24 protein-coding genes and 4 tRNA genes are annotated in these 24,050 nt (G+C 66.8%); 12 read left to right on the forward strand and 16 right to left on the reverse strand.

Features of this window, described 5'->3' with window-relative positions; all coding sequences use genetic code 11:
- Positions 1-54: 54 nt before the first annotated feature.
- Together AC5P6A_RS06505 and AC5P6A_RS06510 are read right to left on the reverse strand one after the other, a co-directional pair.
- The gene (locus tag AC5P6A_RS06505) at positions 55-981 is read right to left on the reverse strand and encodes a c-type cytochrome (RefSeq protein ID WP_180877867.1); all 927 of its coding nucleotides are present in this window, start codon (positions 979-981) and stop codon (positions 55-57) included.
- Positions 978-2,324 carry a c-type cytochrome gene (locus tag AC5P6A_RS06510; RefSeq protein ID WP_155030423.1) on the reverse strand — a complete coding sequence of 449 codons (1,347 nt, stop codon included), beginning with the start codon at positions 2,322-2,324 and terminating at the stop codon, positions 978-980. Before AC5P6A_RS06510 ends, AC5P6A_RS06505 begins: the two co-directional genes overlap by 4 nt.
- 183 nt (positions 2,325-2,507) lie before the next feature.
- Between AC5P6A_RS06510 and AC5P6A_RS06515 the strand changes: the two genes are divergently transcribed.
- Complete coding sequence (locus AC5P6A_RS06515) at positions 2,508-3,626, forward strand: alpha/beta hydrolase (RefSeq protein WP_111097992.1); 1,119 nt, start codon at positions 2,508-2,510, stop codon at positions 3,624-3,626.
- 80 nt (positions 3,627-3,706) lie between these two features.
- Here the strand turns inward: AC5P6A_RS06515 and AC5P6A_RS06520 are convergent, their stop codons facing one another.
- Entirely contained in the window at positions 3,707-4,846 is a 1,140-nt protein-coding gene (locus AC5P6A_RS06520; RefSeq protein ID WP_180877868.1) for an MFS transporter, read from the reverse strand.
- 184 nt (positions 4,847-5,030) lie between these two features.
- Here AC5P6A_RS06520 and AC5P6A_RS06525 point away from each other — a divergent pair, with 184 nt between their 5' ends.
- Positions 5,031-5,726, forward strand: a complete 696-nt coding sequence (locus AC5P6A_RS06525; protein ID WP_021202527.1) for an alpha/beta hydrolase — start codon at positions 5,031-5,033, stop codon at positions 5,724-5,726.
- 81 nt (positions 5,727-5,807) lie between these two features.
- Here AC5P6A_RS06525 and AC5P6A_RS06530 read toward each other — a convergent pair whose 3' ends face one another.
- Positions 5,808-6,509, reverse strand: a complete 702-nt coding sequence (locus AC5P6A_RS06530; protein WP_005409043.1) for a pirin family protein — start codon at positions 6,507-6,509, stop codon at positions 5,808-5,810.
- Positions 6,510-6,649: 140 nt separating this feature from the next.
- On the opposite strand from AC5P6A_RS06530, the gene AC5P6A_RS06535 reads away from it, so the two are divergent.
- A complete protein-coding gene (locus tag AC5P6A_RS06535; RefSeq protein WP_111103851.1) occupies positions 6,650-7,570 on the forward strand; it encodes a LysR family transcriptional regulator in 921 nt (306 codons plus the stop codon).
- Positions 7,571-8,164: 594 nt separating this feature from the next.
- Here AC5P6A_RS06535 and AC5P6A_RS06540 read toward each other — a convergent pair.
- From AC5P6A_RS06540 to AC5P6A_RS06585, 10 genes are all read right to left on the reverse strand, one after another.
- Positions 8,165-8,241, reverse strand: a tRNA-Arg gene (locus AC5P6A_RS06540).
- 32 nt (positions 8,242-8,273) lie between these two features.
- Positions 8,274-8,350, reverse strand: a tRNA-Arg gene (locus tag AC5P6A_RS06545).
- A 58-nt stretch (positions 8,351-8,408) separates the two neighbouring features.
- Positions 8,409-8,485 (reverse strand) — tRNA-Arg (locus AC5P6A_RS06550).
- Complete coding sequence (locus AC5P6A_RS06555) at positions 8,476-9,402, reverse strand: alpha/beta fold hydrolase (protein WP_180877712.1); 927 nt, start codon at positions 9,400-9,402, stop codon at positions 8,476-8,478. Before AC5P6A_RS06555 ends, AC5P6A_RS06550 begins: the two co-directional genes overlap by 10 nt.
- Complete coding sequence (thiD, locus tag AC5P6A_RS06560) at positions 9,399-10,208, reverse strand: bifunctional hydroxymethylpyrimidine kinase/phosphomethylpyrimidine kinase (protein WP_180877713.1); 810 nt, start codon at positions 10,206-10,208, stop codon at positions 9,399-9,401. The genes AC5P6A_RS06555 and thiD overlap by 4 nt, the downstream gene beginning before the upstream one ends.
- A 65-nt stretch (positions 10,209-10,273) precedes the next feature.
- On the reverse strand, positions 10,274-10,942 hold the full coding sequence (locus AC5P6A_RS06565; protein WP_180877714.1) for a YoaK family protein: 669 nt from the start codon (positions 10,940-10,942) through the stop codon (positions 10,274-10,276).
- A 12-nt stretch (positions 10,943-10,954) separates the two neighbouring features.
- Positions 10,955-11,461, reverse strand: coding sequence for a hypothetical protein (locus tag AC5P6A_RS06570; RefSeq protein WP_019661174.1), 507 nt, complete (start codon positions 11,459-11,461; stop codon positions 10,955-10,957).
- Complete coding sequence (locus tag AC5P6A_RS06575; protein WP_019661175.1) at positions 11,458-12,858, reverse strand: PhoH family protein; 1,401 nt, start codon at positions 12,856-12,858, stop codon at positions 11,458-11,460. Before AC5P6A_RS06575 ends, AC5P6A_RS06570 begins: the two co-directional genes overlap by 4 nt.
- A gap of 84 nt (positions 12,859-12,942) precedes the next feature.
- Complete coding sequence (locus AC5P6A_RS06580) at positions 12,943-13,422, reverse strand: peroxiredoxin (protein WP_019661176.1); 480 nt, start codon at positions 13,420-13,422, stop codon at positions 12,943-12,945.
- 79 nt (positions 13,423-13,501) lie between these two features.
- Positions 13,502-14,062 (reverse strand): glycine cleavage system transcriptional repressor, encoded by a 561-nt coding sequence (locus AC5P6A_RS06585; protein ID WP_019661177.1) that lies wholly within the window; start codon positions 14,060-14,062, stop codon positions 13,502-13,504.
- A gap of 164 nt (positions 14,063-14,226) precedes the next feature.
- Between AC5P6A_RS06585 and dapA the strand changes: the two genes are divergently transcribed.
- Together dapA and AC5P6A_RS06595 are read left to right on the forward strand one after the other, a co-directional pair.
- Positions 14,227-15,120: a 4-hydroxy-tetrahydrodipicolinate synthase gene (dapA, locus tag AC5P6A_RS06590; RefSeq protein ID WP_019661178.1), complete on the forward strand. Its 894-nt coding sequence runs from the start codon at positions 14,227-14,229 to the stop codon at positions 15,118-15,120.
- A 32-nt stretch (positions 15,121-15,152) separates the two neighbouring features.
- Positions 15,153-15,668 (forward strand): hypothetical protein, encoded by a 516-nt coding sequence (locus AC5P6A_RS06595; RefSeq protein ID WP_019661179.1) that lies wholly within the window; start codon positions 15,153-15,155, stop codon positions 15,666-15,668.
- A 169-nt stretch (positions 15,669-15,837) separates the two neighbouring features.
- Here the strand turns inward: AC5P6A_RS06595 and fdxA are convergent, their stop codons facing one another.
- Positions 15,838-16,161 carry a ferredoxin FdxA gene (fdxA, locus tag AC5P6A_RS06600; RefSeq protein ID WP_004153066.1) on the reverse strand — a complete coding sequence of 108 codons (324 nt, stop codon included), beginning with the start codon at positions 16,159-16,161 and terminating at the stop codon, positions 15,838-15,840.
- A gap of 193 nt (positions 16,162-16,354) precedes the next feature.
- Here fdxA and AC5P6A_RS06605 point away from each other — a divergent pair, with 193 nt between their 5' ends.
- Positions 16,355-17,779 (forward strand): sugar porter family MFS transporter, encoded by a 1,425-nt coding sequence (locus AC5P6A_RS06605; RefSeq protein WP_180877715.1) that lies wholly within the window; start codon positions 16,355-16,357, stop codon positions 17,777-17,779.
- 387 nt (positions 17,780-18,166) lie between these two features.
- Here AC5P6A_RS06605 and AC5P6A_RS06610 read toward each other — a convergent pair.
- Positions 18,167-18,241, reverse strand: a tRNA-Glu gene (locus AC5P6A_RS06610).
- A 52-nt stretch (positions 18,242-18,293) separates the two neighbouring features.
- Between AC5P6A_RS06610 and pcnB the strand changes: the two genes are divergently transcribed.
- From pcnB to pgi, 6 genes are all read left to right on the forward strand, one after another.
- Positions 18,294-19,673: a polynucleotide adenylyltransferase PcnB gene (pcnB, locus tag AC5P6A_RS06615; protein WP_111098753.1), complete on the forward strand. Its 1,380-nt coding sequence runs from the start codon at positions 18,294-18,296 to the stop codon at positions 19,671-19,673.
- 3 nt (positions 19,674-19,676) lie between these two features.
- Positions 19,677-20,162, forward strand: coding sequence for a 2-amino-4-hydroxy-6-hydroxymethyldihydropteridine diphosphokinase (gene folK / locus AC5P6A_RS06620; protein WP_155029289.1), 486 nt, complete (start codon positions 19,677-19,679; stop codon positions 20,160-20,162).
- A gap of 34 nt (positions 20,163-20,196) precedes the next feature.
- Positions 20,197-21,012: a 3-methyl-2-oxobutanoate hydroxymethyltransferase gene (gene panB, locus AC5P6A_RS06625; protein WP_134730668.1), complete on the forward strand. Its 816-nt coding sequence runs from the start codon at positions 20,197-20,199 to the stop codon at positions 21,010-21,012.
- The gene (panC, locus tag AC5P6A_RS06630) at positions 21,009-21,848 is read left to right on the forward strand and encodes a pantoate--beta-alanine ligase (RefSeq protein WP_134730666.1); all 840 of its coding nucleotides are present in this window, start codon (positions 21,009-21,011) and stop codon (positions 21,846-21,848) included. Before panB ends, panC begins: the two co-directional genes overlap by 4 nt.
- Positions 21,849-22,008: 160 nt before the next feature.
- Positions 22,009-22,389 (forward strand): aspartate 1-decarboxylase, encoded by a 381-nt coding sequence (gene panD, locus AC5P6A_RS06635; RefSeq protein WP_005409061.1) that lies wholly within the window; start codon positions 22,009-22,011, stop codon positions 22,387-22,389.
- Complete coding sequence (gene pgi / locus AC5P6A_RS06640; RefSeq protein WP_134730664.1) at positions 22,386-23,900, forward strand: glucose-6-phosphate isomerase; 1,515 nt, start codon at positions 22,386-22,388, stop codon at positions 23,898-23,900. Before panD ends, pgi begins: the two co-directional genes overlap by 4 nt.
- The last annotated feature ends 150 nt before the right edge of the window (positions 23,901-24,050 follow it).

The following is a 24,050-nucleotide window of genomic DNA, read 5'->3' on the forward strand; positions in this document are numbered from 1 at the left end:
GACGCGGCGAAGCAGGAACCGTGTTGTGTGACGGCCGGTTCCAATGGCTTCTGCTCAGTACCGCGCGTCCTTGGGTTTCGGGTCGCGCGGCCAGTCCTTGGCCTTGTTGGCGAAGTCCGGGCGTGGCTGGTTGATGAAGTAGCTGGCGATGTCCACCGCATCCTGGTCGGGCATCACCTGCTGGCCCAGTGGCGGTTCACGGGTCACTGCCGGCGGCATGTTGTGTTTGACGAAACCGGCGGCCTTGTACAGGCGCGCCATGCCGGCGCCGATGTTGAAGCTGTGGTCGCCCCATAGCGGCGGGAACGCGATGTCACCGCTGGCGTCGCGCCGGCCTTCGCCATTGTCGCCATGGCAGGCAGCGCACTGCACGGCGTACAGCGCCTGGCCGCGGACCGGGTCCGGGGTCAGCACGCTGTCGATGGGCCCCTCACTGGGGGCAGCCACCCTTGTACCCACTGGCACAGGGCTGCTCAGCCACGCCATGTAGTCGAGCATCGCACGCATCTGCGGCGAGTCCTTCGGCAGCGGCTTGCCGTTCATTGAACGCTGCAGGCAGCCGTTGATGCGCTCGGTCAGCCCGATCACCTTGCCCGGACGCGGCATGTAGCGCGGATAGGCGCCGCCGCCGGTGTTGAAGTAGTGATTGCCGAACGGCCGCTTGCCTTCGGCCATGTGGCACGAGTTGCAGTTCAGATCGTTGCCGACGTTGTCTGGCAGCAGCCGTGCGGTCTCGTTGAGGAGGCGGCGGCCGAGCATCACCGACTCGGCATTGCCGAGCCCGGCGATTTCTTCGGCGCTGGGTGCACGGTAGTGGCCGACCACCTTGCCCTGTGCATCGAGGATATCGATCGTGCTGGCCACGGCGGCATCCAGGTCCGGGTACAGATGGCGGTAAGCGAGGGTACCGGCGCCGGCCAGCAGCACCAGGGTGATCGCACTGCCGATCAGCAGGCGGGAGCGTTTGCGCGAACGTTTCATCGTGCGGACTCCTGCGGAACGTAGTGCACTGGCTTGTCGCGCACCACCCGGCGCATGCGTGCCACGTCGACCTCGCTCACTGCGCTGGCCTGGTTGCCCCAGCTGCTGCGGATGAAGGTCAGGATCTGTGCCAGCTGCGCGTTCGGCAGCTGTTCGAAGCCGGGCATGGTGAAGGCCATGCGGTCGCGCGGGGTATGCGGCGTGCGGCCACCGATCAGGGTCACCTGCACCAGCGAGCTGGGATCGTCAGCGAACACGATCGAGTTGCCGGCCAGGGCCGGATAGACGCGCGGCATGCCGCGCCCGTCGGCGCGGTGGCAGGCCTGGCAGTGCTCGGCATAGGCCAGCGAACCGGCCACGCGGTAGTCGCCGCTGCGCAGTGCGGCGGTGGTCGTGTCGCTGCCGGGCGACCACTGTGCGCTGCGTCCTTCGCGGGCGGGCAGCTGCTTGAGGTAGCGGGCCATCGCCAGCAGGTCAGCGTCGGACAGGTACTGCGTGCTGTGCTCGACCACGTCGGCCATGCCACCGAAGGCCGCCGACCGATCGGTGCGTCCGGTGCGCAGGAAGTCGACGATCTCGCCCTCGCTCCAGCTGGCCAGGCCGCTCGCTTCATTGCGCAGGTTCTTCGCATACCAGCCTTCCAGCACCGAGCCGGACAGGAACTGGCGGCTGCCATCGTCGGCCATTGCCTTTTCCTGGAACGCCAACCCGCGTGGCGTGTGGCAGGCGCCGCAGTGGGCCAGGCCTTCCACCAGTTCGGCGCCGCGCTGCTGGCTGGCATCCAGCGACGGATCCGGGTTGAACGTGCGCGGGCGTGCGAACAGCAGCTGCCACCAGGCCAATGGCCAGCGCATGTTTGCCGGCCACGGGATCGTGCTGTCGGCGTTGTTCTGCTTCACCGGCTGCACCGAGCCCATGAAGTAGGCGTACAGCGCCTTGATCTCGGCGTCGCTGGCGATTACGTACGAGGCGTACGGCATGGCCGGATACAACGGCTGGCCATCGTGACGGATGCCGCGACGTACCGCGCGCTCGAAGTCGGCGTAGTCGTAGGCACCAATGCCGGTGTCCGGATCGGGCGTGATGTTGGTCGAGTAGATCGTGCCCATCGGCGTCTGCATGCCGAGGCCACCGGCGAACGGCTTGCCACCCGGTGCGGTGTGGCAGGCCGCGCAGTCTGCGGCGCGCGACATGTATTGTCCCTGCGCGATCAATGCCGGATCGTGGATGTCGACCTGCGCGGCCTGTCGCGGTGCGAACCAGTAGGGCGTGGTGCGGGCGACGCCGTAGGCGGCGGCCAGCGTGGCGACCAGGGCAATGGCGAGCTTGAACGAGGTGCGCATGGCGGCACTGTGGGCAATCGTGCCGGCGTATTCATTGATCCGGATCAATGCCGAGGTCAATCGCGCCATTGTGACAACCTGAATCGTTCCTGCGTTGTCATCAAGCCGTCATCCATGCGCGATAGATGGCCCACGCGCGCGTCGCTAACCTGCCACGCTGTCGCACCTTTTCCCTGATTGCCCATGAAGCGCCTGCTGCTGTTGTCGCTGGCGTGCGCCGGCCTGTGGCTGGCTGCATGCTCGTCCTCGATCAATGCCTCGTCCACTTCGCTCGCCGATCGGCTGATCGCGCCAGGTGGCGTGTCGACCCTGCTCGATCGCCCGCGCATCGCCGCGGCCATCGCCGAACTGCCCAACCGCCATGGCTTCGCGCCGGGCCGCGATGGCGTGCCGATCTTCTGGCGTGTGTTTGATCCGGGCGATTACGGCGCGCGTTACCACTACCTGCCGCAGCGCCACGAGAACGGCCTGCCGCTGGATACCGGTCTGAGCTTGGCAGTACCGCGACCGTTCCGCGCGCAGGCACCGCGCGGCACCGTGGTGCTGCTGCACGGCTGGATGATGAACGGTGATTCGATGCTGCCGTGGTCGTTGCAGCTGGCCGAATCCGGCTACCGCGTGGTCACGCTCGACCTGCGCAACCATGGACAGTCCGGTACTGGGCCGTCGGGCTATGGCACCTATGAATCGGACGATGTGGTGGATGTGATCGGCGAGCTGCGCGCGCGGGGTGAAGTAACCGGCCCGCTGTACCTGTTCGGCGTGTCCTATGGCGCCGCCACAGCGGTATTCACCGCCGACAAGCTCGGCGACCAGGTGGAAGGGGTGGTGGCGATGGAATCGTTTGCCAATGCCGGTGTGGCGATCCGCACGATGATTCCGCACCTGATGGGACTGCAGCCGGAAGGCCTGAAGGCGCAGGCGATGGCGTCGTACGCGCGCTGGCGCTACGGCGGCCAGGACATCAACCAGGTGATCGCCGACGCCAGCCGTCGCATCGACGTCGATCTGGACCGCGTCGACGTCGCGCGTGCGCTGGCCGATACCCGCGCCTGCGTGCTGCTGCTGCACGGGCAGGGCGATCAGCACATACCCGTCAGCCAGGGCCGCGAACTGGCCCAGGCCAACCCGCGCGCGCACTACATCGAGATGCGCGGCGAAGACCATATCACCCTGCCGCTGCGGCTGGATCTGCTGGCCGGAGTGGTTGACGACTGGATGGCGCGCGACGAGCACCACCCGCAGAGCGCATGCCCGGCGCCGCAGCTGCCGGCCCAGGCCGAATGGCTGGCACACGGGTGAAAAAGGGGACGGAGGGGATTAAGTCGTTTGCAGCACACCCGTGGCAGATGCGACTTAATCCCCTCCGTCCCCTTTTTTTGTCAGGCCACCCGTCGTGCCAGTGCTCGCGCGGATGCGGCTACGCCCAGCAGCAGCGCGGCCACGCAAAGGAAGGCGAATCCGAGGCTGGTGCCGTGTGCCAGTGCACCGATCGCCGCCGGGCCGGCGAGGATGCCGGCGTAACCCAGTGTGGTCACTGCAGTGATGGCGATGCTCTCCGGCATCACCCGCTGCTGGCCGGCCATCGAGAACAGTGCCGGCACGATGTTGGCGCAGCCCAGCCCGACCAGCACGTAGCCGGCCAGCGCCACCGGGAACGAGGGCACCAGCGTGGCCAGGGTGAAGCCTGTTGCGGCGGTGATGCCGCCGAAGACCAGGGTACGGGTCCGTCCGAGGCGCTCGACGATGCCGTCGCCGAACAGGCGCATCGCGGTCATTGCCAGCGTGAACAGCGCGAAGCCGGCGCCGGCCTGGTCACGCGGCACCTGCCGCACTTCGGCCAGGAACACCGCGCTCCAGTCCAGCATCGAGCCCTCGGCGAGGAACACCACGAACGCCAGCACGCCGATGAACAGCACCACGCCGTGCGGCAGTGCCAGCAACGGTCCTTCATGCAGGATCCGTTGTGGGCGCCAGTGCGGCGCCGACAGAACCGCAACCAGCAGCAGTGCTGCCACTGAGGCCAGCGCGGCCAGCCACAGCGGCGTGCCCAGAATCAGCAGGCCGGTCATGCAGCCGGCGCCGACGAAGCCACCGATGCTGTAGAAGGCGTGGAAGCCGGACATCATTGCGCGCCCGGCGTCGCGCTCGACCGCGACCGCCTGCATGTTCATCGCACAATCCAGCGCACCGACGCCGGCGCCGAACACGAACAGCGCCGCGCCCAGCGCCACCGGCGAGGGCGCCAGCACCAGCAAGGGCAGGGCGCACAGTATCATCGCGCAGGTGATCACCATCACCCGGCGGCAGCCCAGCCGCCCGGTCAGCGCACCCGCCAACGGCATCGCCAGCAGCGAGCCGAGCCCGAGGCACAGCAGCACGGCACCAAGGCTGGCATCGGTCAGCCCGGCCTTGGCCTTGGCATAGGGCACCATCGGCGCCCACGCGGCGGTGGCGAATCCGGGAATGAAGAAGGCGGCACGGGTGGCGTGCTGCTGGGCACGTGGGGATGAAGGCGTCATGCGCGATACGAAGCTCCAGGGAATCGTCATGAAAACGTTCCCAAGAAGAATCGGCAAGTGCCAAGGGCGACAACCTTCGACGCATACGTTTGCAATGACGCGAGGACGTCACCAGTGATTAACGCGACTCACGGACAGTGGCTGCACGGTCGGCACCCCGCCGGCCGCTGCCGGAGATCCGTACATGAGCACGACACCGACCATCCTCCTCGTCCATGGGTTCTGGGGCGGGGCCGCACACTGGGCCAAGGTGATCCTGGAACTGCATCGCAACGGCCACGACCGGGTGCAGGCGGTGGAATTGCCGCTCACGTCGCTGGCCGACGACGCAGGACGCACCCAGAAAATGATCCGGCAGATCGACGGTCCGGTGCTGCTGGTCGGCCACTCCTACGGCGGTGCGGTGATCAGCCAGGCCGGTAACGAGGCCAATGTGAAGGGCCTGGTCTACATCGCCGCGTTCGCGCCTGATGCCGGCGAGAGTCCCGGTGGCATCACCCAGCAGCACCTGCCGGAGGCGGCGCCGAACCTGGCACCGGACAGCGATGGCTACCTGTGGCTGCGTGCGGACAAGTTCCATGAGAGCTTCTGCCAGGATCTGAGCGAGGACGAGGGCCGGGTGATGGCGGTGACCCAGAAGGCGCCGCTGGCCAGCACCTTCGGTGATACGGTCAGCGATCCAGCGTGGAAGGACAGGCCGAGCTGGTACCAGCTGTCCCGCCACGATCGCATGATCGCACCGGAAAACCAGAAGGCCATGGCCGCAAGAATGCAGCCCAAGCGCCTGCTGGAGCTGGATGCCAGCCATGCCTCGCTGGCCTCGCAGCCGAAGGAAGTGACCGCGCTGATCCTGGAGGCCTGCGCCGCCATCGGTGGGTAACACTTCTCCTGTAGCACGCCTGGCGCAGGCCGGGCTCTACGAAAAGGCCCCCGATGCTCAGCAGCATCGAGGGCCTTGTGGTTACAGCGGCAGGTCGAACACCAGCACTTCGGCATCGTTGCCGTTTTCCAGCGTCAATTGGGCTTCGTCGCTGACCTGCAGTGCATCGCCGGCTTCCAGGGTGATGCCGTTGACCTGCAGCTGGCCACGCGCCACCTGCACATAGGCGCCACGACCGTTGCCAAGCGCGTGGTGCAGCTTCTGGCCACCATCGAGGATGGTGGCGAAGATGCGGGCATCCTGGTGGATGCGCAGCGAACCGTCGGCACCGTCCGGCGAGGCGATCAGGCGCAGCTGGCCGCGCTTGGTCTCCGGCGCGAAGTGGGTCTCCTCGTAGGACGGCGTGATGTTCTCGGTGTCCGGGAAGATCCAGATCTGCAGGAAGTGCACGGTCTCGTCGGCCGAGTGGTTGAATTCGCTGTGGGTGACGCCGCTGCCGGCGCTCATGCGCTGCACGTCGCCATAGCGCAGCACCGAACCGGTGCCCATCGAGTCCTTGTGTTCCAGCGCACCGCCCAGCACGTAGGAGATGATTTCCATGTTGCTGTGGCCGTGGGTGCCGAAGCCCTGGCCGCCGATCACCTTGTCTTCGTTGATCACCCGCAGCGGGCCGAAGCTGACGTAGCGGGGGTCGTAGTAGTTGGCGAAGGAGAAGGTATGGCGCGAGGACAGCCAGCCATGCTCGGCCAGGCCACGGGTAGCGCTCTTGCGGATCTGCAGCATGATGGAATCTCCTTGTTCGATGGTTTCGATGGGGCGGGGTGGACCGGTAGCCGCTGTGTTTCCCCGTTGGAGAGAAGTATCCGCTTGCGCCCCGGGTTTGAAAAACGGATAGTTTTGACAGCCATCATCGAAAAATTCGAATGCTCAAGCTCAGCCTCGATGCCCTGCAGATCCTGGATGCCATCGACCGCCGCGGCTCGTTTGCGGGCGCTGGCAAGGCGCTGCACAAGGTGCCCTCGACCATCTCCTACACCGTGGCCAAGCTGGAGGAGGACCTGGGCGTGCAGCTGTTCGACCGGGTTGGCCCGCGCGCCGAGCTGACCGCAGCTGGCCGCGCGCTGCTGGACGAGGGTCGACACCTGCTGCGTGCAGCCCGCGAGCTGGAACTGCGGGTGCGGCGGGTGGCCTCGGGCTGGGAGACCGAACTGACCCTGGCGGTGGACTCGGTGTTCCCGACCTGGCTGCTCGGCCCGGACATCGCCGCGTTTCGTGAGGCCCAGGCGCCGACCCGGCTGCGATTGATCGGCGAGGCCCTGTCCGGCACCTGGGAGGCCCTGCTGGACCGGCGTGCCGACCTGCTGGTCGGCGCGCCGGGCGAGGGCCCCAGCGGCGGTGGCTACGTGGTCGAGCCGCTGGGTACGGTGGCGTTCGTATTCGCGGTCGCGCCCGAACATCCGTTGGCCAACGTGCCTGGCGTGCTGGGTCGCGAGCAGCTGGTCGAGCACTGCGCGATCGCGGTCTCCGATTCCGCGCGCAGGCTTCTGCCGCGCACGGTCGGCCTGTTGATGGGGCAGGAGATGCTGACGGTGCCGGACATGGCCAGCAAGCTGAAGCTGCAGTGCGAAGGCGTGGGCTTCGGCTTCCTGCCCGAGCCGTGCGCGCGCGCTGCGGTGGCGCGTGGCCAGCTGGTGATCCGCGAGGTGGAGGAGCACAAGCCGGAAGAGACCTTCTGGCTGGCCTGGCGCACCGGCGAGGACGGCGCCGCACTGCGTTGGTGGCGCGAGCGCTTGCGCAGGCCGGAGCTGCTGTCGCAGTGGTGGCAGGCAATGGCCAGGGGGTAGGGGTTTGGCAGGGCTGCGCCCTGCACCCGCCGAAGCAACAGCTATGGCCGAAGCAACAGCAACAGCAACAGCAACAGCTGGTTTCCTGAGGGATGGCGGGGTGGGTCCGGTTGCGGGAGACGCCGTAAACCCGTCCATGGGGGCTTGGCCGCGGCATCCATGCCGCGGACACTCCCGCAACCGGACCCACCCCGCCTTCGACAGAGTCCCGCTGCTGTTGGTAGGTGTCGACCTGGGTCGACACGGTAGATCCACGCCATGCGTGGATGCTCTTCGATCAATTATCGAAATACTCGAACTCGATGGAGATTCATCCACGCATGGCGTGGATCCATCAGATCGCGGAAATCTGTCAGAGGTGGGGCGGCATGGGCAGGCAGGACCGTTGGCGGCATGGATGCCGCCATCGAGCCCCCATGGATGGGTTTACGGCGTGTCCTGCCTGTCCATGCCGCCCCGCCAACCCACGGAACACCAGCTGTTGCTGTTGCTGTTGCTTCGGCCATAGCTGTTGCTTCGGCGGGTGCAGGGCGCAGCCCTGCCGAAAAACGCACATAAAAAAACAGCAGGCCGAGGCCTGCTGTTTCGGTGTAATGGTGCGCCCGGAGAGATTCGAACTCCCGACCGCCTGGTTCGTAGCCAGGTACTCTATCCAACTGAGCTACGGGCGCCAATTACATAAACTTGTTGTGTTGACTGTGTATGGTGCGCCCGGAGAGATTCGAACTCCCGACCGCCTGGTTCGTAGCCAGGTACTCTATCCAACTGAGCTACGGGCGCGCGGTACACAATCAAATTTTACTGCATTTCCAGCGGCGGATGCCGGAAACCTGTCGAGTGGTGCGCCCGGAGAGATTCGAACTCCCGACCGCCTGGTTCGTAGCCAGGTACTCTATCCAACTGAGCTACGGGCGCCCTGCGACAGGAGCGGAATTATGCGGATGTCGGCGCGGACCGTCAACAGTTTTGTGAAAATTTTCATCCAACTGAATGAAAAAGCTGTCAGCCACGGCGTCCGGCGCCTTCAGCCACGCGAAATGATCGGCGCGCGTGCCCAGTTCCTGCGCGGACAGCACGCGCAGCTGCGCGTCCACATTCGGCAGCTTCGCCAGCAGCGTCTGCATCGATCCGGTGGGGGCCAACCAGTCGTGCTCCATCAGCACCGCCTGCGCGCTGCCATGCACGCGCGCCATGTGCGCATCGAGGTCTTCGTCCATGCCGGACGCGGCGTAGTGGTTGTTCAGGCCCACGCGCGCCCAGTCGGCAATCAGGCCGCGCGCCTCGGTGCCGCCGAAGCCAAGGCGACGGCCATGCAGCACGCCCTGGCGCTGCGCGATCCACGGCAGAAAGCGGTAGACCAGCGGCAGCAGCCATCCGCGTGGAGGCGGGAAGCCACGCCAGAACGGTGAGCCGCTGGCGGCCAGCCACAGCCGGTTGAAGTGCTGCGGATGGCGTCCGGCATGCACGCAGGCCAGCTGCCCGCCAAGGCTGTGGCCGCCGATGATCCAGGGCAGGGCGCCGGCGTCGTCATCCGCTGTGGCCAGGACCGCCTGGCTGGTTGGCAGATCCTGTTCGAGTACCTCGCGATAGCCCCAGTCCTGCGTGCGCGATGGGCGCAGCGAACTGCTGCCGTTGCCGCGCCACTCGTGCAGGTACACCGCCACGCCCTTCGCAGCCAGCGCCTGCGCCAACGGCAGGTAATGGCGCGCGGCCACGCCCAGCGCGGGCAGCCACAGCAGGCGCGCAATGGGGTGCGCGGGCACGCAGGCAATCACTTCGTAGCGATGGCCGTCGTCGCACTGTACGGCGAGGATGCGTGGCGTCAGGCTCATGCGTGCGGTGCCGCGCCGAAATGGTCGAGCACCAGCACTTCGCTGCGGCCCGGCGCATAGCCTTGCTGCAGCCCACGTGCAACGTAGTCGATGCCGGCTTCGCAGGCATTGGCCAGGCTCAGGCCATTGCACAGCTGCGCAGCAATGGCCGAAGCCAACGTGCAGCCGGTACCGTGCGCGTCCAGTGGCAGGCGCGCATGGATGAATTCTTCGCTGCTGACGCCGTCGAAGTAGCGGTCGATTACGCGGTTGCCTTCCTGCAGGTGGCCACCTTTCAGCAGTACGGCGCCGGCACCGAGATCGAGCAGGGCTGACGCCGCGCGCTCAGCGTCATCGCCATTGCTGATCTTCCGTCCGACCAGCAGTTCTGCTTCCGGTGTGTTGGGGGTGATCAGCGTTGCCAGCGGGATCAGGCGCTCACGCATGGCCTGCAATGCGCTGTCTTCCAGCAGGCGCGCCCCACTGGTGGCGACCATCACCGGGTCCAGCACCACGTGCGGCGGACGATGCTTCTCCAGTGCGTCAGCAACGGCGTTGATCACGCCGGCGTTGGCCAGCATGCCCAGCTTTACCGCGTGAATGTCGAAATCGTCGAAACAGGCATCCAGCTGCGCGCGCAGGAAGTCGATCGGCGGCACATGCACGGCGATGACGCCACGCGTGTTCTGTGCGGTCAGTGCGGTGATTGCGGAGAGGCCGTGCACGCGATGCGCGGCGAAGGTTTTCAGGTCGGCCTGGATGCCCGCCCCTCCACCGGAGTCGGAGCCGGCGATGGTGAGGGCGGAAACGGGGGTGGTCGGGCTCATCCAGCGATTGTGCCGTGGTCCCGCAGGGGAAGGTAGACCCACGCCATGCGTGGATGCGCTTCACCTCAATGCCGCCAGCGCGCCCACTGCTGGTACAGCACATAGCCCAGCCCGGTCAGGCCGGTCAGCAGGGCGGGGGCGAGCAGGGCGTCGTACTGCCAGCGCATGAACAGCCAGGCGCCGATGATGCCGCCGGCGAGGAAGCCGCTGATGATCAGGCCGCTGAGGGTCAGGCGTCGTACCTGCAGCGGCAATCCGCGCAGCAGGTGGCCCAGGCCGATGCCGAGGTCGGTGAACATGCCGCTGAGATGGGTGGTGCGTACCACCGCGCCGCTGAAGGTGGTGGCCATCGCGTTCTGCAGGCCGCAGGCCATGGCGGCGGCCAGTGCGCCCCAGATCTGGTGGCGTTCGAACAGCGGAATGGCCACCAGCAGCAGCGCGGACTCCAAGGCCAGCGCCACGCCGTAGCGTCGGCCCAGTTGCAGGGTACTGTCCTGGATCAACAGGCCGCTGAGCATCGCACCCAGTGAGAACGCGATCAGCAGCCCCCACAGATGGCCGACCGCGCGCCAGTCGCCCTGCGCCAGCGCCATGCCCAGCTGGCTGGTGCTGCCGGTCATGTGGCTGACCGCCTGATGCTCGAAGCCGAGGAAGCCGACCACGTTGACCATGCCGGCCACGCACGAGAGCGCGACCGCACCAATCCAGACCCAGGTGGGCAGGCGTATTCCCATCGGCAAGGCCCCTCAGGGCCCGCCGAAGCCGCCGTTGAACTGCAGCTCGCTGAAGGTATTGCTGGAGGGGTCGAACACCGCGCCCCAGAACTGCGTGCCGCCGTCGCAGACGCGGATCGCTTCCCGTGCCGGATTGATGCCGCTGCCATCGGGCAGATGGAAGGCGTTGACGTAGATCAGCCGCTTGCCGGCGCTTTCGATGCCGACGTACTGGCGGTCGAAGTCCAGCACCTTCGGGACCTGTGCCTGCAGCGACGAGAGCTGTGCTTCCAGCTGGTCGATCTGCTGCCGGCTGGGTGCCCAATAGCCGCTGACCCGGCCCGCCTCGCGGCCTGGACTGGGCCGCGAGCAGGTGTCGAGCACCTGCGCGGCGATGATCGGGCGGGTGACCACCCAGGATTGTCCGGTACGTTCGGCGGTCGGCACGCTGGCCGGGCCGCGCGTGGTGGTGCAGGCGCCGAGCGCGGCTGCGAGGGCGATCGCAGCCGTGGGCAGCAGCAGGCGGGTGCAGCGGTTCACAACACCTCCGACGCGTAATCGGCCAGGCGCGAGCGTTCGCCACGGCGCAGGGTGATGTGCGCACTATGCGGCCAGTTCTTGAAGCGATCCACCGCGTAGGTCAGGCCCGAGGTGGTTTCGGTCAGGTACGGGGTGTCGATCTGCTCGACGTTGCCCAGGCAGACGATCTTGGTGCCGGGGCCAGCACGGGTGATCAGCGTCTTCATCTGCTTGGGGGTGAGGTTCTGCGCCTCGTCCAGGATCAGGTAGCGTGACAGGAACGTGCGGCCGCGCATGAAGTTCATCGAGCGGATCTTGATGCGGCTGGCGAGCAGGTCGTTGGTGGCCTGGCGGCCCCAGGTGCCGCCTTCCTGGTTGTGCGTGAGCACTTCCAGGTTGTCGGTCAGCGCGCCCATCCACGGCGTCATCTTCTCTTCCTCGGTGCCCGGCAGGAAACCGATGTCCTCGCCAACGCTGACCGTGGCGCGGGTCATGATGATCTCGCGGTAGCGCTGCTGGTCCATCGTCTGCGCCAGGCCGGCGGCGAGTGCCAGCAGGGTCTTGCCGGTACCGGCGGTACCCAGCAGGGTGACGAAGTCGATCTCCGGGTCCATCAGTGCGTTGAGGGCGAAATTCTGCTCGCGGTTGCGTGCGCTGATGCCCCACACGGCATGGCTGCCGTGGCGGAAATCATCGACCAGCGACAGCACTACCTTGCCGTCGCCGACCACGCGGCTGACGCGCAGTTCGACTTCGTCTTCGCCGGGCAGGTAGACGTACTGGTTCGGGTACCACTCCTCGCCATCCTGCGCCTGGATCTCGTAATGGCTGCGGCCCTTGTCGCTCCAGCTGCGCAGATCCTCGCCGTGGCGCTTCCAGAAGTCTTCCGGCAGCTCGGTAGCGCCGGTGTAGAGCAGGCTGAAATCGTCCAGTGCGCGGTCGTTCTCGTAGTCCTCGGACACGATGCCGGCGATGGCGGCCTTGATCCGCAGGTTGATGTCCTTGGAAACGAACACCACCGGCAGGTCCGGCGTTTCTTCCTTGAGGGCCAGGATCGCGCCGAGGATGGCATTGTCCGGAATGACCTTGCCAAAGCTCTTGCCCGCGTCGAAATGGCTGGTCTGGAAGCGCAGCTTGCCGGCGCTCTGCTTGCCGCGCAGCTGCAGGCCATTGGGACGCTGCAGTGGAATGCCGTCGGCCAGGTTGTCCAGGCCGGATTCCTGCACCAGCTCGTTGAGGAAACGGCTCACCTGGCGAGCGTTGCGGCTGGCTTCGGAGGTGCCCTTCTTGCCGTTGTCCAGCTCCTCGATCACCTGCATGGGCAGGTAGATGTCGTGCTCCTCGAATTTGAACAGCGCGGTGGGATCGTGCATCAGCACGTTGGTATCCAGCACGTAGATGCGCTTGCCTCGGGTCATCGTCGATTCCTGGTTACGGGCAGGGAAAAACCACCACGGCCTGCAGCGGGGCAGGGTGATGGCAGACACGGTAGGCAGTGGGACTCACTTGGACTGGGAGGCCTTCAGTTCGGCGAGAACGGCATCGGCATGGCCGGCAACCTTGACCTTGCGCCAGGACTGCACGATGCGGCTGTCGGGGGAAATCAGGAAGGTGCTGCGTTCGATGCCGCGTACCTGCTTGCCGTACATGTTCTTCATCTTGATCACGTCGAAGGCGCTGCACAGCGCTTCGTCGCCATCGCTGACCAGCGGGAAGTTGAAGCCCTGTTTGGCGCAGAAGTTGTCGTGCGACTTCACCGAATCGCGCGAGACGCCCAGTACCACCGCGCCCGCCTTCCTGAACTTCGGCAGCAGGGCGTTGAAGTCGATGCCTTCGGTGGTGCAGCCCGGCGTGCTGTCCTTGGGATAGAAGTACAGCACCAGCCATTGGCCGGCATAGTCGCCGAGGGTGGCGTGGTCGCCGCCGGACAGGGCCAGCGGCAGGGAGAGGGTAGTGCTGTCCAGGGTGTCGCCGTTGTTCATGAGGTCCTTCTGTCGAGCCTGGGTTCTTGCCATTACAGCTACATGAAACGCCACGCGCGCGTGAGAGACGCGCGAAGAATCAGAACTTCATGGGATCCATGATCGCGTCCAGGTTCAGGTGGTCGCAGAACTCAAGGAAATCGTCGCGCAGCGCGGCAATATGCATGTTGGCCGGCACGCCGATGGTGACCTGTGCGCTGAACATTTCCGCACCGGTCTGCATGGCGCGGTAGCGCGTGCTCTGCAGGTTCTCGATGGTGATGCCCTGGCGGTCGAAGAAATCGGCCAGCTGGAACAGGATGCCCGGCTTGTCGGCGGCGATCACCTCGACGATGTAGGGCAGCAGGTTGGACTGCGCCTGCTTGGCGGCGGTGCGGTACCAGACCAGCTTCAGCCCTTCCTCGCGCTCCAGCCGGGTCAGCATCGCCTCCAGCTTGGCCACCGAGTCCCAGGAGCCGGTGGCCAGGGCGGTGACCGAGACGTCGCGGCCGACCGTGGCCAGGCGTGCGTCCACCAGATTGCAGCCGCTGTCGGCGATGCGGCGGGTGACGGGCAGCAGGGGGGACTCCGGATGCGTCGTGTAGGCGTTGATCAGGAGGTGGTTTTCGCTCGGCGCGGGGCGCGGGGTGGTGTCGGTCAAGGCGATTCCGGGTAATGCATGCGTGAGTCTGAATGCCCGCCAGAGGCGGGGATCCACCGGTGTCCAGCATACTTGCCCGTGCTTTCGCGCCGCAAGTAACATTCAGGTCGCCCCCGGCCTTTCGTGGCGGGCGTTTTCCCTTTCCAGCCAAGAGCAGCACGTCCTTGTCCCTTTCCGGCCTCATCACCGCGCTGGCGACCCCGTTCCGGGCCGACGGCGCCCTCGATCCCGACGGTTGGCAGCGCCTGCTGCACCTGCAACTGGAAGGTGGCGTCCATGGCGTTGTCGTTGCCGGCTCGACCGGCGAAGCGGCAACCCTCACCGATGCCGAGTACGACCTGCTGCTGGCCAGCGCGGTCGAACGCATTGGCGGCCGCATCCCGGTCATGGCCGGCACCGGCCTGTCCGGTACTGCCAAAACCATCGAACAGACCCGTCGTGCGGCCGCGCTTGGCGCCAGCCATGCACTGGTGGTCACCCCGCCTTACGTAAGGCCGACCCAGGCCGGCCTGATTGCCCATTATCGTGCGGTCGCCGACCAGGGCGGGTTGCCGGTCGTGCTGTACAACGTGCCCGGCCGTACCGGTTGCGACATGCAGCCGGAGACCGTGGCCGAACTGGCCAGCCACCCCAACATCGTCGGCATCAAGGAGGCGGTGGGCGACACCGGCCGGGTGCAGGCGCTGCTGGCGCTGCGCAGCCCGAAGTTCGCGGTCCTCAGTGGCGATGACGGCACCGCCGCGCGCTCGATCCGGGCCGGCATCGATGGCCTGATCTCCGTGGGCTCCAACGTGCTTCCGGGTGCCTACCGCCGGATGTGCGAACTGGCCGCCGCGCACGACCATGCAGCCACCGAATCCTGGGACGCGCGCCTGCAGCCGTTCCACGATTTCTGCGGCGTTGAACCGAACCCGATTCCGGTCAAGGCGCTGCTGCGCCGCATCGGTGTCGGCCATGACCTGCGCCTGCCGCTGCTGCCGCTGTCGGCGCCGCACCATGCGGCCGCCGACCACCTTGCCGGCGACATCGCCGCCCTCGAAGCCCTTTCCAGCCACTGACCTTCCGTCTTGGTCTGACCCAGGAGATTCACATGCGTCAATCCGTTTCCACCGTCCGCGTGCTGTCCTATGCCCTGCTTGCTGTGGCGGTCGCTGCCGGCACCACCGGCTGCTTCAAGCGCGGCGTCAAGGGCGACTACGCCCTGGCCCCGGAAATGCGTCCGCTGGAAGTGCCGCCGGACCTGAACCTGCCGGCCACCACCGGCGACAACAAGGTGCCGACCCTTTCCTCGGCGACCAAGCCGGCGGCCCCGGTGGCTGCGGCCCCGGCCGTGGGCAACACGGGTTTCACCATCGCCGGTGGCAAGGATGAGGCCTTCGCCAAGGTCGGCACCGCGCTGGAAGGCGTGGAAGGCGTGACCATCGCCAGCCGCGCGCAGCTGCTGGGCTCGTATGACGTGGCCTACGAAGGCAGCAACTTCCTGGTCCGCGTGGTGGCCGTCGATGCCGGCGCCTACATCTCCGCGGTGGACCCGCGCGGCCTGCCGGCCACGGCCGAAGCGCCGGTAAAGCTGATCGCCGCGCTCAAGGCGAAGCTGGCGCAGTAAGGGCTGGTCGGGTGGATGCGGGCCTTGGTCCGCACCTGCCTTGGGTAGCGCCGGGCCATGCCCGGCGAGCTTGAAGCGCGGCCCAGGATCCGCCGGGCATGGCCCGGCGCTACCGGAAATGGAAAAGGGCGCCCAAGGCGCCCTTTTTCGTTGTCGCAGCAGGCGCTTCTCAGCGTTCCAGCAGCTTCAGCTTGTCCGGCTTGCCATCCCATTCGCCGGCGTCGGCAGGCGGGTCCTTGCGCACGGTCAGCACCGGCCACTCCTTCGCCAGCTCGGCGTTGAGGGCGACGAAGCTCTCCTGGCCGGCAGGAACATCGTCCTCCGGGAAGATCGCGTTGACCGGGCATTCCGGTTCGCACAGGGTGCAGTCGATGCACTCATCCGGATCGATCACCAGGAAGTTCGGGCCTTCGTGGAAGCAATCCACGGGGCACACTTCCACGCAATCGGTGTGTTTGCACTTGATGCAGTTTTCGGTGACGACAAAGGGCATGGGCTGGGGGCGGATCGATTCCTGAACCCGCCAATTCTAGAACAGGTTGGCCCCAAGTGTCGGCGCGGGGCGGAAATCGGGCGCCTGGAAGGCGCGGCCGTGGCGGACATTGGCGGCAGGGCAAGGCCTGTGCGACGCTGCGGGTCAGCCGGCTGCGTCGGATGGCCGGCCTCCCTTCCCAACAGGTTCATCCATGTCCCAGCGCCAACCCGGCATCGCCTCCCACGGCGGCGAAAACACGGCATTCATCGTCCTCATCAGCTGCGTGGCCACCCTCGGTGGATTCCTGTTCGGCTTCGATAGTGGTGTCATCAATGGCACGGTCGACGGCCTTCGCCAGGCCTTCAACTCCAGCGAGGCGGCGCTCGGTTTCGAAGTCGCTTCGATGCTGCTGGGGTGTGCGGTCGGTGCCTTCCTGGCAGGCTGGCTGGGGGATCGCCTGGGCCGCCGAGGCGTGCTGATCGTGTCGGCGCTGATGTTCCTGGTTTCGGCGCTGGGCGCCGGTGCCGCTCACGCTTCCTGGCTGTTCATCGCCGCGCGCGTGCTGGGCGGTTTCGCGGTGGGCGCGGCCAGCGTGATGTCGCCGGCCTACATCGCCGAGGTGGCCTCGGCGCGCTATCGCGGGCGCTTGGCCACGGTGCAGCAGATGGCGATCATCTGCGGCCTGTTCGCCGCCTTCCTCAGCAATTACCTGCTGGCCCGTGCCGCTGGGGCGTCGACCGAGCCGCTATGGCTGGGCCATGAGGCCTGGCGCTGGATGTTCTGGATGCAGGCGCTGCCATCGGGGCTGTTCCTGCTGCTGTTGCTGGTGATTCCCGAAAGCCCGCGCTTCCTGGTCGTGAAGGGGCGCCCGGAGCAGGCGAGGGCGGTGTTGGCGCGGCTGTACGGCGAGGCCGCAGCCACGGCCAAGCAGGCCGAGATCGAGGCGAGCCTGGCCCAGGACCAGCACAAGCCACGCTTCGCCGACCTGCGCGACAAGGTCACCGGCAGGCTGCGCCCGATCCTCTGGATCGGCATCGGCCTGGCGATGTTCCAGCAGCTGGTCGGCATCAACGTGGTGTTCTACTACGGCGCGGTGCTGTGGCAGGCGGTGGGGTTCTCGGAAAGCGACGCGCTGCTGATCAATGTATTGTCCGGTGCGCTGAGCATCGGTGCCTGCCTGCTGACGGTGCTGCTGATCGACCGCATCGGGCGCAAGCCGCTGCTGTGGATCGGCTCGGTCGGCATGTCGGTAGCGCTGGTACTGATGGTGGTCGCGTTCGCCAGTGGCAGTCTCGCCGACGGTCGCCTGCAACTGTCCGACGGCATGGGCCGGCTGGCGCTGGTGGCGGCCAACGTCTATGTGGTGTTCTTCAACATGTCCTGGGGCCCGGTGATGTGGGTGATGCTGGGTGAAATGTTCCCCAACCAGATCCGCGGCCCGGCATTGGCCGTCGCCGGTGCGGCGCAGTGGACGTCGAATTTCGCGATCACCGTGACGTTCCCGATGCTGCTGGCGGGCATCGGCCTGGCCGGGGCCTACGGGATCTATACGGTGGCGGCCATCCTCTCGATCTTCTTCGTGGTCCGCTACGTGCGCGAGACCAAGGGCAAGGAGCTGGAGCAGATGGAAGGCTGACGCTGCCCGGCTTCGGTTGCATTCCGTTGGCGCCTCGGTGTCATCGAGGGCGAAGGCGGGGCAGCCCAATCCGGGACACGCCGTGAACCCATCCATGGGGGCTCGATGGCGCCATCCATGGCGCCAACGGTCCCGGCTTGAGTTGCCCCGCCTTCGCGTCAGGCATTGCGGTTCTGGCGGACGCAGGTCTGCGCGTCGGGATTGAATTGGCTGCGGAGGAGCGAGGCTGTTCGTGCCGCCGTCGCGGGAAACTGTCAGGGTGGCCCACCCCCTCCCACGCAGGAACAGGAAGGCGCTACTGCGACCAGGCCGACCGATGCCGATGCAAACCCCGGAAAACAGAAAAGCCCGCACAAGGCGGGCTTTTTCGGTTCCTGCTGCGGCGACTGGCGCTCCCTAGGGGACTCGAACCCCTGTTTTAGCCTTGAGAGGGCCACGTCCTAACCACTAGACGAAGGGAGCGTAACTGTGTCGCTGCCGAGGCAGGAGCGCTAGTATATGCACCTCGATGCCATTGGGCAATCCCGAAACTTCAACCGGAAGCGCCAACATCATTTCCCCTGCTACATCACCGTTCAGCCTGCGCGTCATCCCGCGCGACCAGCACACGATCTCCCGCAAGGACATCAGCCCGAACGCCCTGCGCGTGCTTTATCGCCTGCGCGATGCCGGCTTCGGCGCCTACCTTGTCGGCGGCGCGGTGCGCGATCTGCTGGTCAATGGCCAACCCAAGGATTTCGACGTGGCCACCGACGCCACGCCCGAACAGGTCAAGCAGCTGTTCCGCAACTGCCGACTGATCGGCCGCCGGTTCCGCCTCGCCCACGTTGTGTTCGGCCGCGAAATCATCGAAGTCGCCACCTTCCGCGCCAACAGCGATGACGGCAGCGGCGACCGCGAGATGGAAAACGGCATGCTCGTGCGCGACAACGTGTACGGCACCATCGAAGACGACGCCATCCGCCGCGACTTCACCTGCAACGCCCTGTACTACGCCATCGAGGACTTCTCGGTGCGCGACTACACCGGTGGCTTCGAGGACGTGCAGGCGCGCCTGATGAAGCTGATCGGCGACCCGGTGCAGCGCTACCAGGAAGACCCGGTACGCATGCTGCGAGCGGTGCGCCTGGCGGCCAAGCTCGGCTTCCAGATCGAGGAGGGTACTGCCGCGCCGATCCCGCACCTGGCCGGCCTGCTCAACGAAGCCGCGCCAGCGCGCCTGTTCGAGGAAGTGCTCAAGCTGTTCCTGTCCGGACACGGCGTGGCCAGCTTCGAAGGCCTTGAGCGTTACGGCCTGCTCGACGTGCTGTTCCCGGAAAGCGCCAAGGCGCTGAAAGCCAACCGCACCGGCGCGCTGCGCCGCATGCTGGTCGAGGGCCTGGCCAATACCGATGCGCGGGTGGCCAACGACGAACCGGTCTCGCCGGCGTTCCTGTTCGCGCTGCTGCTGTGGCCGGCGTTCTGCCGTGCACAGGCGACCCTGCTCAAGCAGGGCGTGGCACCGGAAGAGGCGCAGCGCCGCGCCGCCGACCGCGTCACCGTGCAGCAGTTGAGCACCATCGCGCTGCCGCGCCGCTTCTCGCTGCCGATGCAGGAAATCTGGCTGCTGCAGTCGCGCTTCAGCTCGCGCCAGCGCAAGCGCGTGTTCCGTACCCTGACCCATCCGCGCTTCCGTGCCGCGTTCGATTTCCTCAGCCTGCGCCAGGTGGCGTCGTCCGAGCACGCCGCCGATGTCGAGTTCTGGCGCGAAGCGCAGGCGCAGTCCGGGCGTGAGCTGGAGTCGTCGCTGGATGCGATGCACAGCGAAGAAGGCGATGACGAGAGCGGAGCGCCGCGCAAGCGCCGCCGTCGCCGCCGTCGTCCGGGTGCCCCGGCCGGTGCAGCGGGCGAGTAGGCGATGACCCCTGCCTGGATCGGCCTCGGCGCCAACCTCGGCGACGCGGCCGCCACCGTCGGCGCGGCGATTGCCGCGCTGGACGGCCTGCCCGGGACCCGGCTGCGCCAGGCCTCGCGGCTTTACGCAACGCCGGCCTGGGGCAATGAAGACCAGCCGCCGTTCGTCAATGCGGTGGCCTCGGTCGAAACCACCTTGCCGGCCGATGAGCTGCTGCAGGCCATGCTGGCGCTGGAGCAGCGCTTCGGTCGCGTGCGCGATCCGGCAGTGCACTGGGGCCCGCGCGCGCTGGACCTGGACCTGTTGTTGTACGGCGTGCAGGAGCTCGACCAGCCCGGGCTGAAGGTGCCACACCCGTACATGCACGAACGGGCCTTCGTGTTGGTGCCGCTGGCCGAAATCGCGCCGGATCTGGCCATTCCCGGCCACGGCCGCGTGCGGGACGCAGTGGTGCGGGTGGACGCCTGCGGGATTGCCCCGATAGGGTGATAATGCCCGGGTTATCTCCCCCGGTTATCAGCACATGAGCACCCACGCAGACAGCAAGCCCTGGACCGTTCCCGCCCTGGCCGAGGCCAAGCGCAATGGCCAGAAGCTGGTCATGTTGACCGCCTACGACGCCGGCTTCGCCCGCACTTTCGACGCCAATGGCGTTGACCTGATCCTGATCGGCGATTCGCTGGGCATGGTGGTGCAGGGCCATGATTCGACCCTGCCGGTGACCGTGGCCGACATGGTCTACCACACCCGCGCCGTGGCCCGCGTGCTGCAGCGTGCGCTGCTGGTGGCGGACCTGCCCTTCGGCGCCGATGCCACCCCGGAGCGCGCGCTGGATGCCTCGCTGCAGCTGCTGCAGGCCGGTGCCGAGATGGTCAAGATCGAAGGTGCCGGCTTCAAGGTCGACATCATCCGCTACCTGGTCGAGCGCGAGATTCCGGTCTGCGCGCACCTGGGCCTGACCCCGCAATCGGTGCTGCGCCTGGGCGGCTTCAAGATCCAGGGCCGCGGCGATGCCGCGCGCCAGCTGGTGGAAGATGCCAGGGCCGTGGCCGCTGCCGGCGCCAGCATCATGGTGCTTGAGTGCGTGCCGACCCCGGTTGCCGCCGAGGTGACCGCTGCGGTGGAGGTGCCGACCATCGGCATCGGTGCCGGCCCGCACTGCGACGGCCAGGTGCTGGTGCTGCACGATTTCCTCGGCCTGGACAGTGGCCATCGCCGCCCCAAGTTCGTCAAGGATTTCCTTGCCGAAGGCGGTTCGGTGGCCGGTGCCACCCGCGCCTACGCCGACGCCGTGCGCGACGGCAGCTTCCCCGACGAACAGCACGCTTACGCCTCATGATCCAGACCTTCAACGAGCTTGGTGCATTGCGCGAGCAGATCGCCCACTGGAAGCGCGAGGGCCTGCGCGTGGCGCTGGTGCCCACCATGGGCAACCTTCACGGTGGCCATCATTCGCTGGTGACCCTGGCCCGCCAGTACGCCGACAAGGTGGTGGCAAGCATCTTCGTCAACCCGACCCAGTTCGGGCCGAACGAGGATTTCAGCCGCTACCCGCGCACGCCCGAGGCCGATGTGGCCGGGCTTGAGCAGGTCGGCTGCGATGCGGTGTGGCTGCCCAGCGTCGAGGCCATGTACCCGCTGGGCGTGGACAAGACCACGCGCATGCACGCGCCGGGTGTCAGTGAAGTGCTTGAAGGTGCCAGTCGCCCGGGTCACTTCGACGGCGTGTGCACGGTGGTAGCGCGCCTGTTCCTGCAGGTGCAGCCTGACGTGGCCGTGTTCGGCCGCAAGGACTACCAGCAGCTGGCTGTCATCAGGCAGATGGTGGCCGAACTGTCGTTCCCGATCCAGATCGTCGGTGCCGAGATCGTGCGTGACGAGGATGGCCTGGCCAAGAGTTCGCGCAACCAGTACCTGAGCGCGGAACAGCGCCCGGTCGCGACCGCCATTCACCGCACCCTGCTGGGCATGCGCGAGGGCTACGTGGCCGGTCACCCGCGCGAACGCATCGAGGCCGACGCCACGGCGGCATTGCAGGCGGCCGGTTTCCAGGTCGACTATGCGGTGCTGCGCACCCCGGAGCTGGCCGAGCCGACCTTCGACGGCGGTGGCCGCGTGGCGCTGATCGCCGCGCGACTGGGTACGACCCGGCTGATCGACAACCTGGAATTCTGAGCTCCGGCGGCGCCGCGCGATGCATGGGGTCAGATGCCTTTTCCAGGGGAAAGGGTTCTGACCCCGGTTTCACCGCCTACCTGAACAGGTTGCCGGCCGTGATGCCCCGCGCTGTGCGGGTGCTAGAATCCGCTCTTTCCTTTGCCGTTGCAGCGCCCCCATGCACCTGTCCCTGCTCAAGACCAAGATCCATCGCGCCACCGTCACCCATTCCGAGCTGAACTACGAAGGCTCGATCGCCATCGATGACAACCTGCTGGCTGCCACCGGCATCCGCGAGTTCGAGCAGGTGCACATCTGGGACGTGACCAACGGTGCGCGCTTCTCGACCTATGCCATCCGCGCCGAGGCCGGCAGCGGTGTTGTCTCGCTCAACGGTGGCGCCGCGCGCCACGTGCAGGTCGGTGACATCATCATCATCGCCGCGTTCGCCAGCATGACCGAGCAGGAAGCCGACAGCTTCAAGCCGAAGCTGGTGTACGTTGATGGCAAGAACCAGATCACCCACACCAACGACACGATCCCGACCCAGGCCGCATGACAACGAACAACGGATTCGACTCGCTGCATTCCCACGCCCAGCGCCTGAAGGGCGCAAGCATTCCCAGCCTGCTCGCCGCCGAACCCGGCCGCGTGCAGGATCTGGCGCTGCGGGTCGGTCCGTTGTACGTCAACTTCGCGCGGCAGAAATACGATGCCGCCGCGCTGCAGGCGTTGCTGGCGCTGGCTGCCGAACGTGATGTCGGCGGCGCCATCACGCGCCTGTTCCGTGGCGAGCAGGTCAATCTGACCGAGGGTCGCGCCGCACTGCACACCGCATTGCGCGGCGACGTGGTCGATGCACCGGTTGCCGCTGAGGCCTATGCCACCGCGCGCGAGATCCGCCAGCGCATGGGCGTGCTGGTGCGCGCGCTGGAAGACAGCGGCGTAACCGACGTGGTCAGTGTCGGCATCGGTGGTTCCGACCTCGGTCCGCGCCTGGTCGCCGATGCGCTGCGTCCGGTCAGCGGTGCGCGCCTGCGCGTGCATTTCGTGTCGAACGTGGACGGCGCCGCCATGCAGCGCACGCTGGCCACGCTGGATCCGGCGAAGACCGCGGGCATCCTGATTTCCAAGACCTTCGGCACGCAGGAAACCCTGCTCAACGGCCAGATCCTGCACGACTGGCTGGGGGGCAGCGAGCGCCTGTATGCCGTCAGCGCCAATCCGGAACGTGCCGCCAAGTCCTTTGCCATCGCCGCCGATCGCGTGCTGCCGATGTGGGACTGGGTGGGTGGCCGTTATTCGCTGTGGTCGGCCGTGGGTTTCCCGATCGCGCTGGCGATCGGCTTCGAGCGCTTCGAGCAGCTGCTGGAAGGCGCCGCGCAGATGGATGCGCATGCGCTGGATGCACCGCTGGAGCGCAACCTGCCGGTGCTGCACGGCCTGACCGACATCTGGAACCGCAACCTGCTGGGCCATGCCACGCACGCGGTGATGACCTACGACCAGCGCCTGGCGCTGCTGCCGGCCTACCTGCAGCAGCTGGTGATGGAAAGCCTGGGCAAGCGCGTGCAGCGTGACGGACAGCCGGTCACCACCGACACCGTGCCGGTGTGGTGGGGCGGGGCGGGCACCGACGTGCAGCACAGCTTCTTCCAGGCGCTGCACCAGGGCACCAGCATCGTTCCGGCCGACTTCATCGGCTGCGTGCACAGCGACGATCCCTACACGATCAATCATCAGGCCCTGTTGGCCAACCTGCTGGCGCAGACCGAAGCACTGGCCAATGGCCAGAGCAGCGACGACCCGCACCGCGATTACCCCGGGGGCCGCCCGAGCACGCTGATCCTGCTCGACGCACTGACCCCGCAGGCGCTGGGCGCACTGATCGCCATGTACGAACACGCTGTGTACGTGCAGTCGGTGATCTGGAACATCAATGCCTTCGACCAGTTCGGTGTCGAGCTTGGCAAGCAGCTGGCCAGTGGCCTGTTGCCGGCGCTGCAGGGTGAGGGTGTGGCGATTGCCGATCCGATGACCCGCGAGATACTGGCGCAGCTGAAGCGCTGAGCCCGGTCGTGGATGCGCCGGCGACAGGCCGGCCATCCCGTGCCTTCCGTTCCTGCCATTCCGGGGCCCTGCGGCGTTGCCCATGCAGCGTATTCGCGTGCCTGCGGCAGCGCAGCTTGACTACGCATGGCGTGCCAATGCAGTGTGCAT

The sequence above is a fragment of the Stenotrophomonas sp. YJH_SMC_20 genome, from assembly GCF_059367845.1.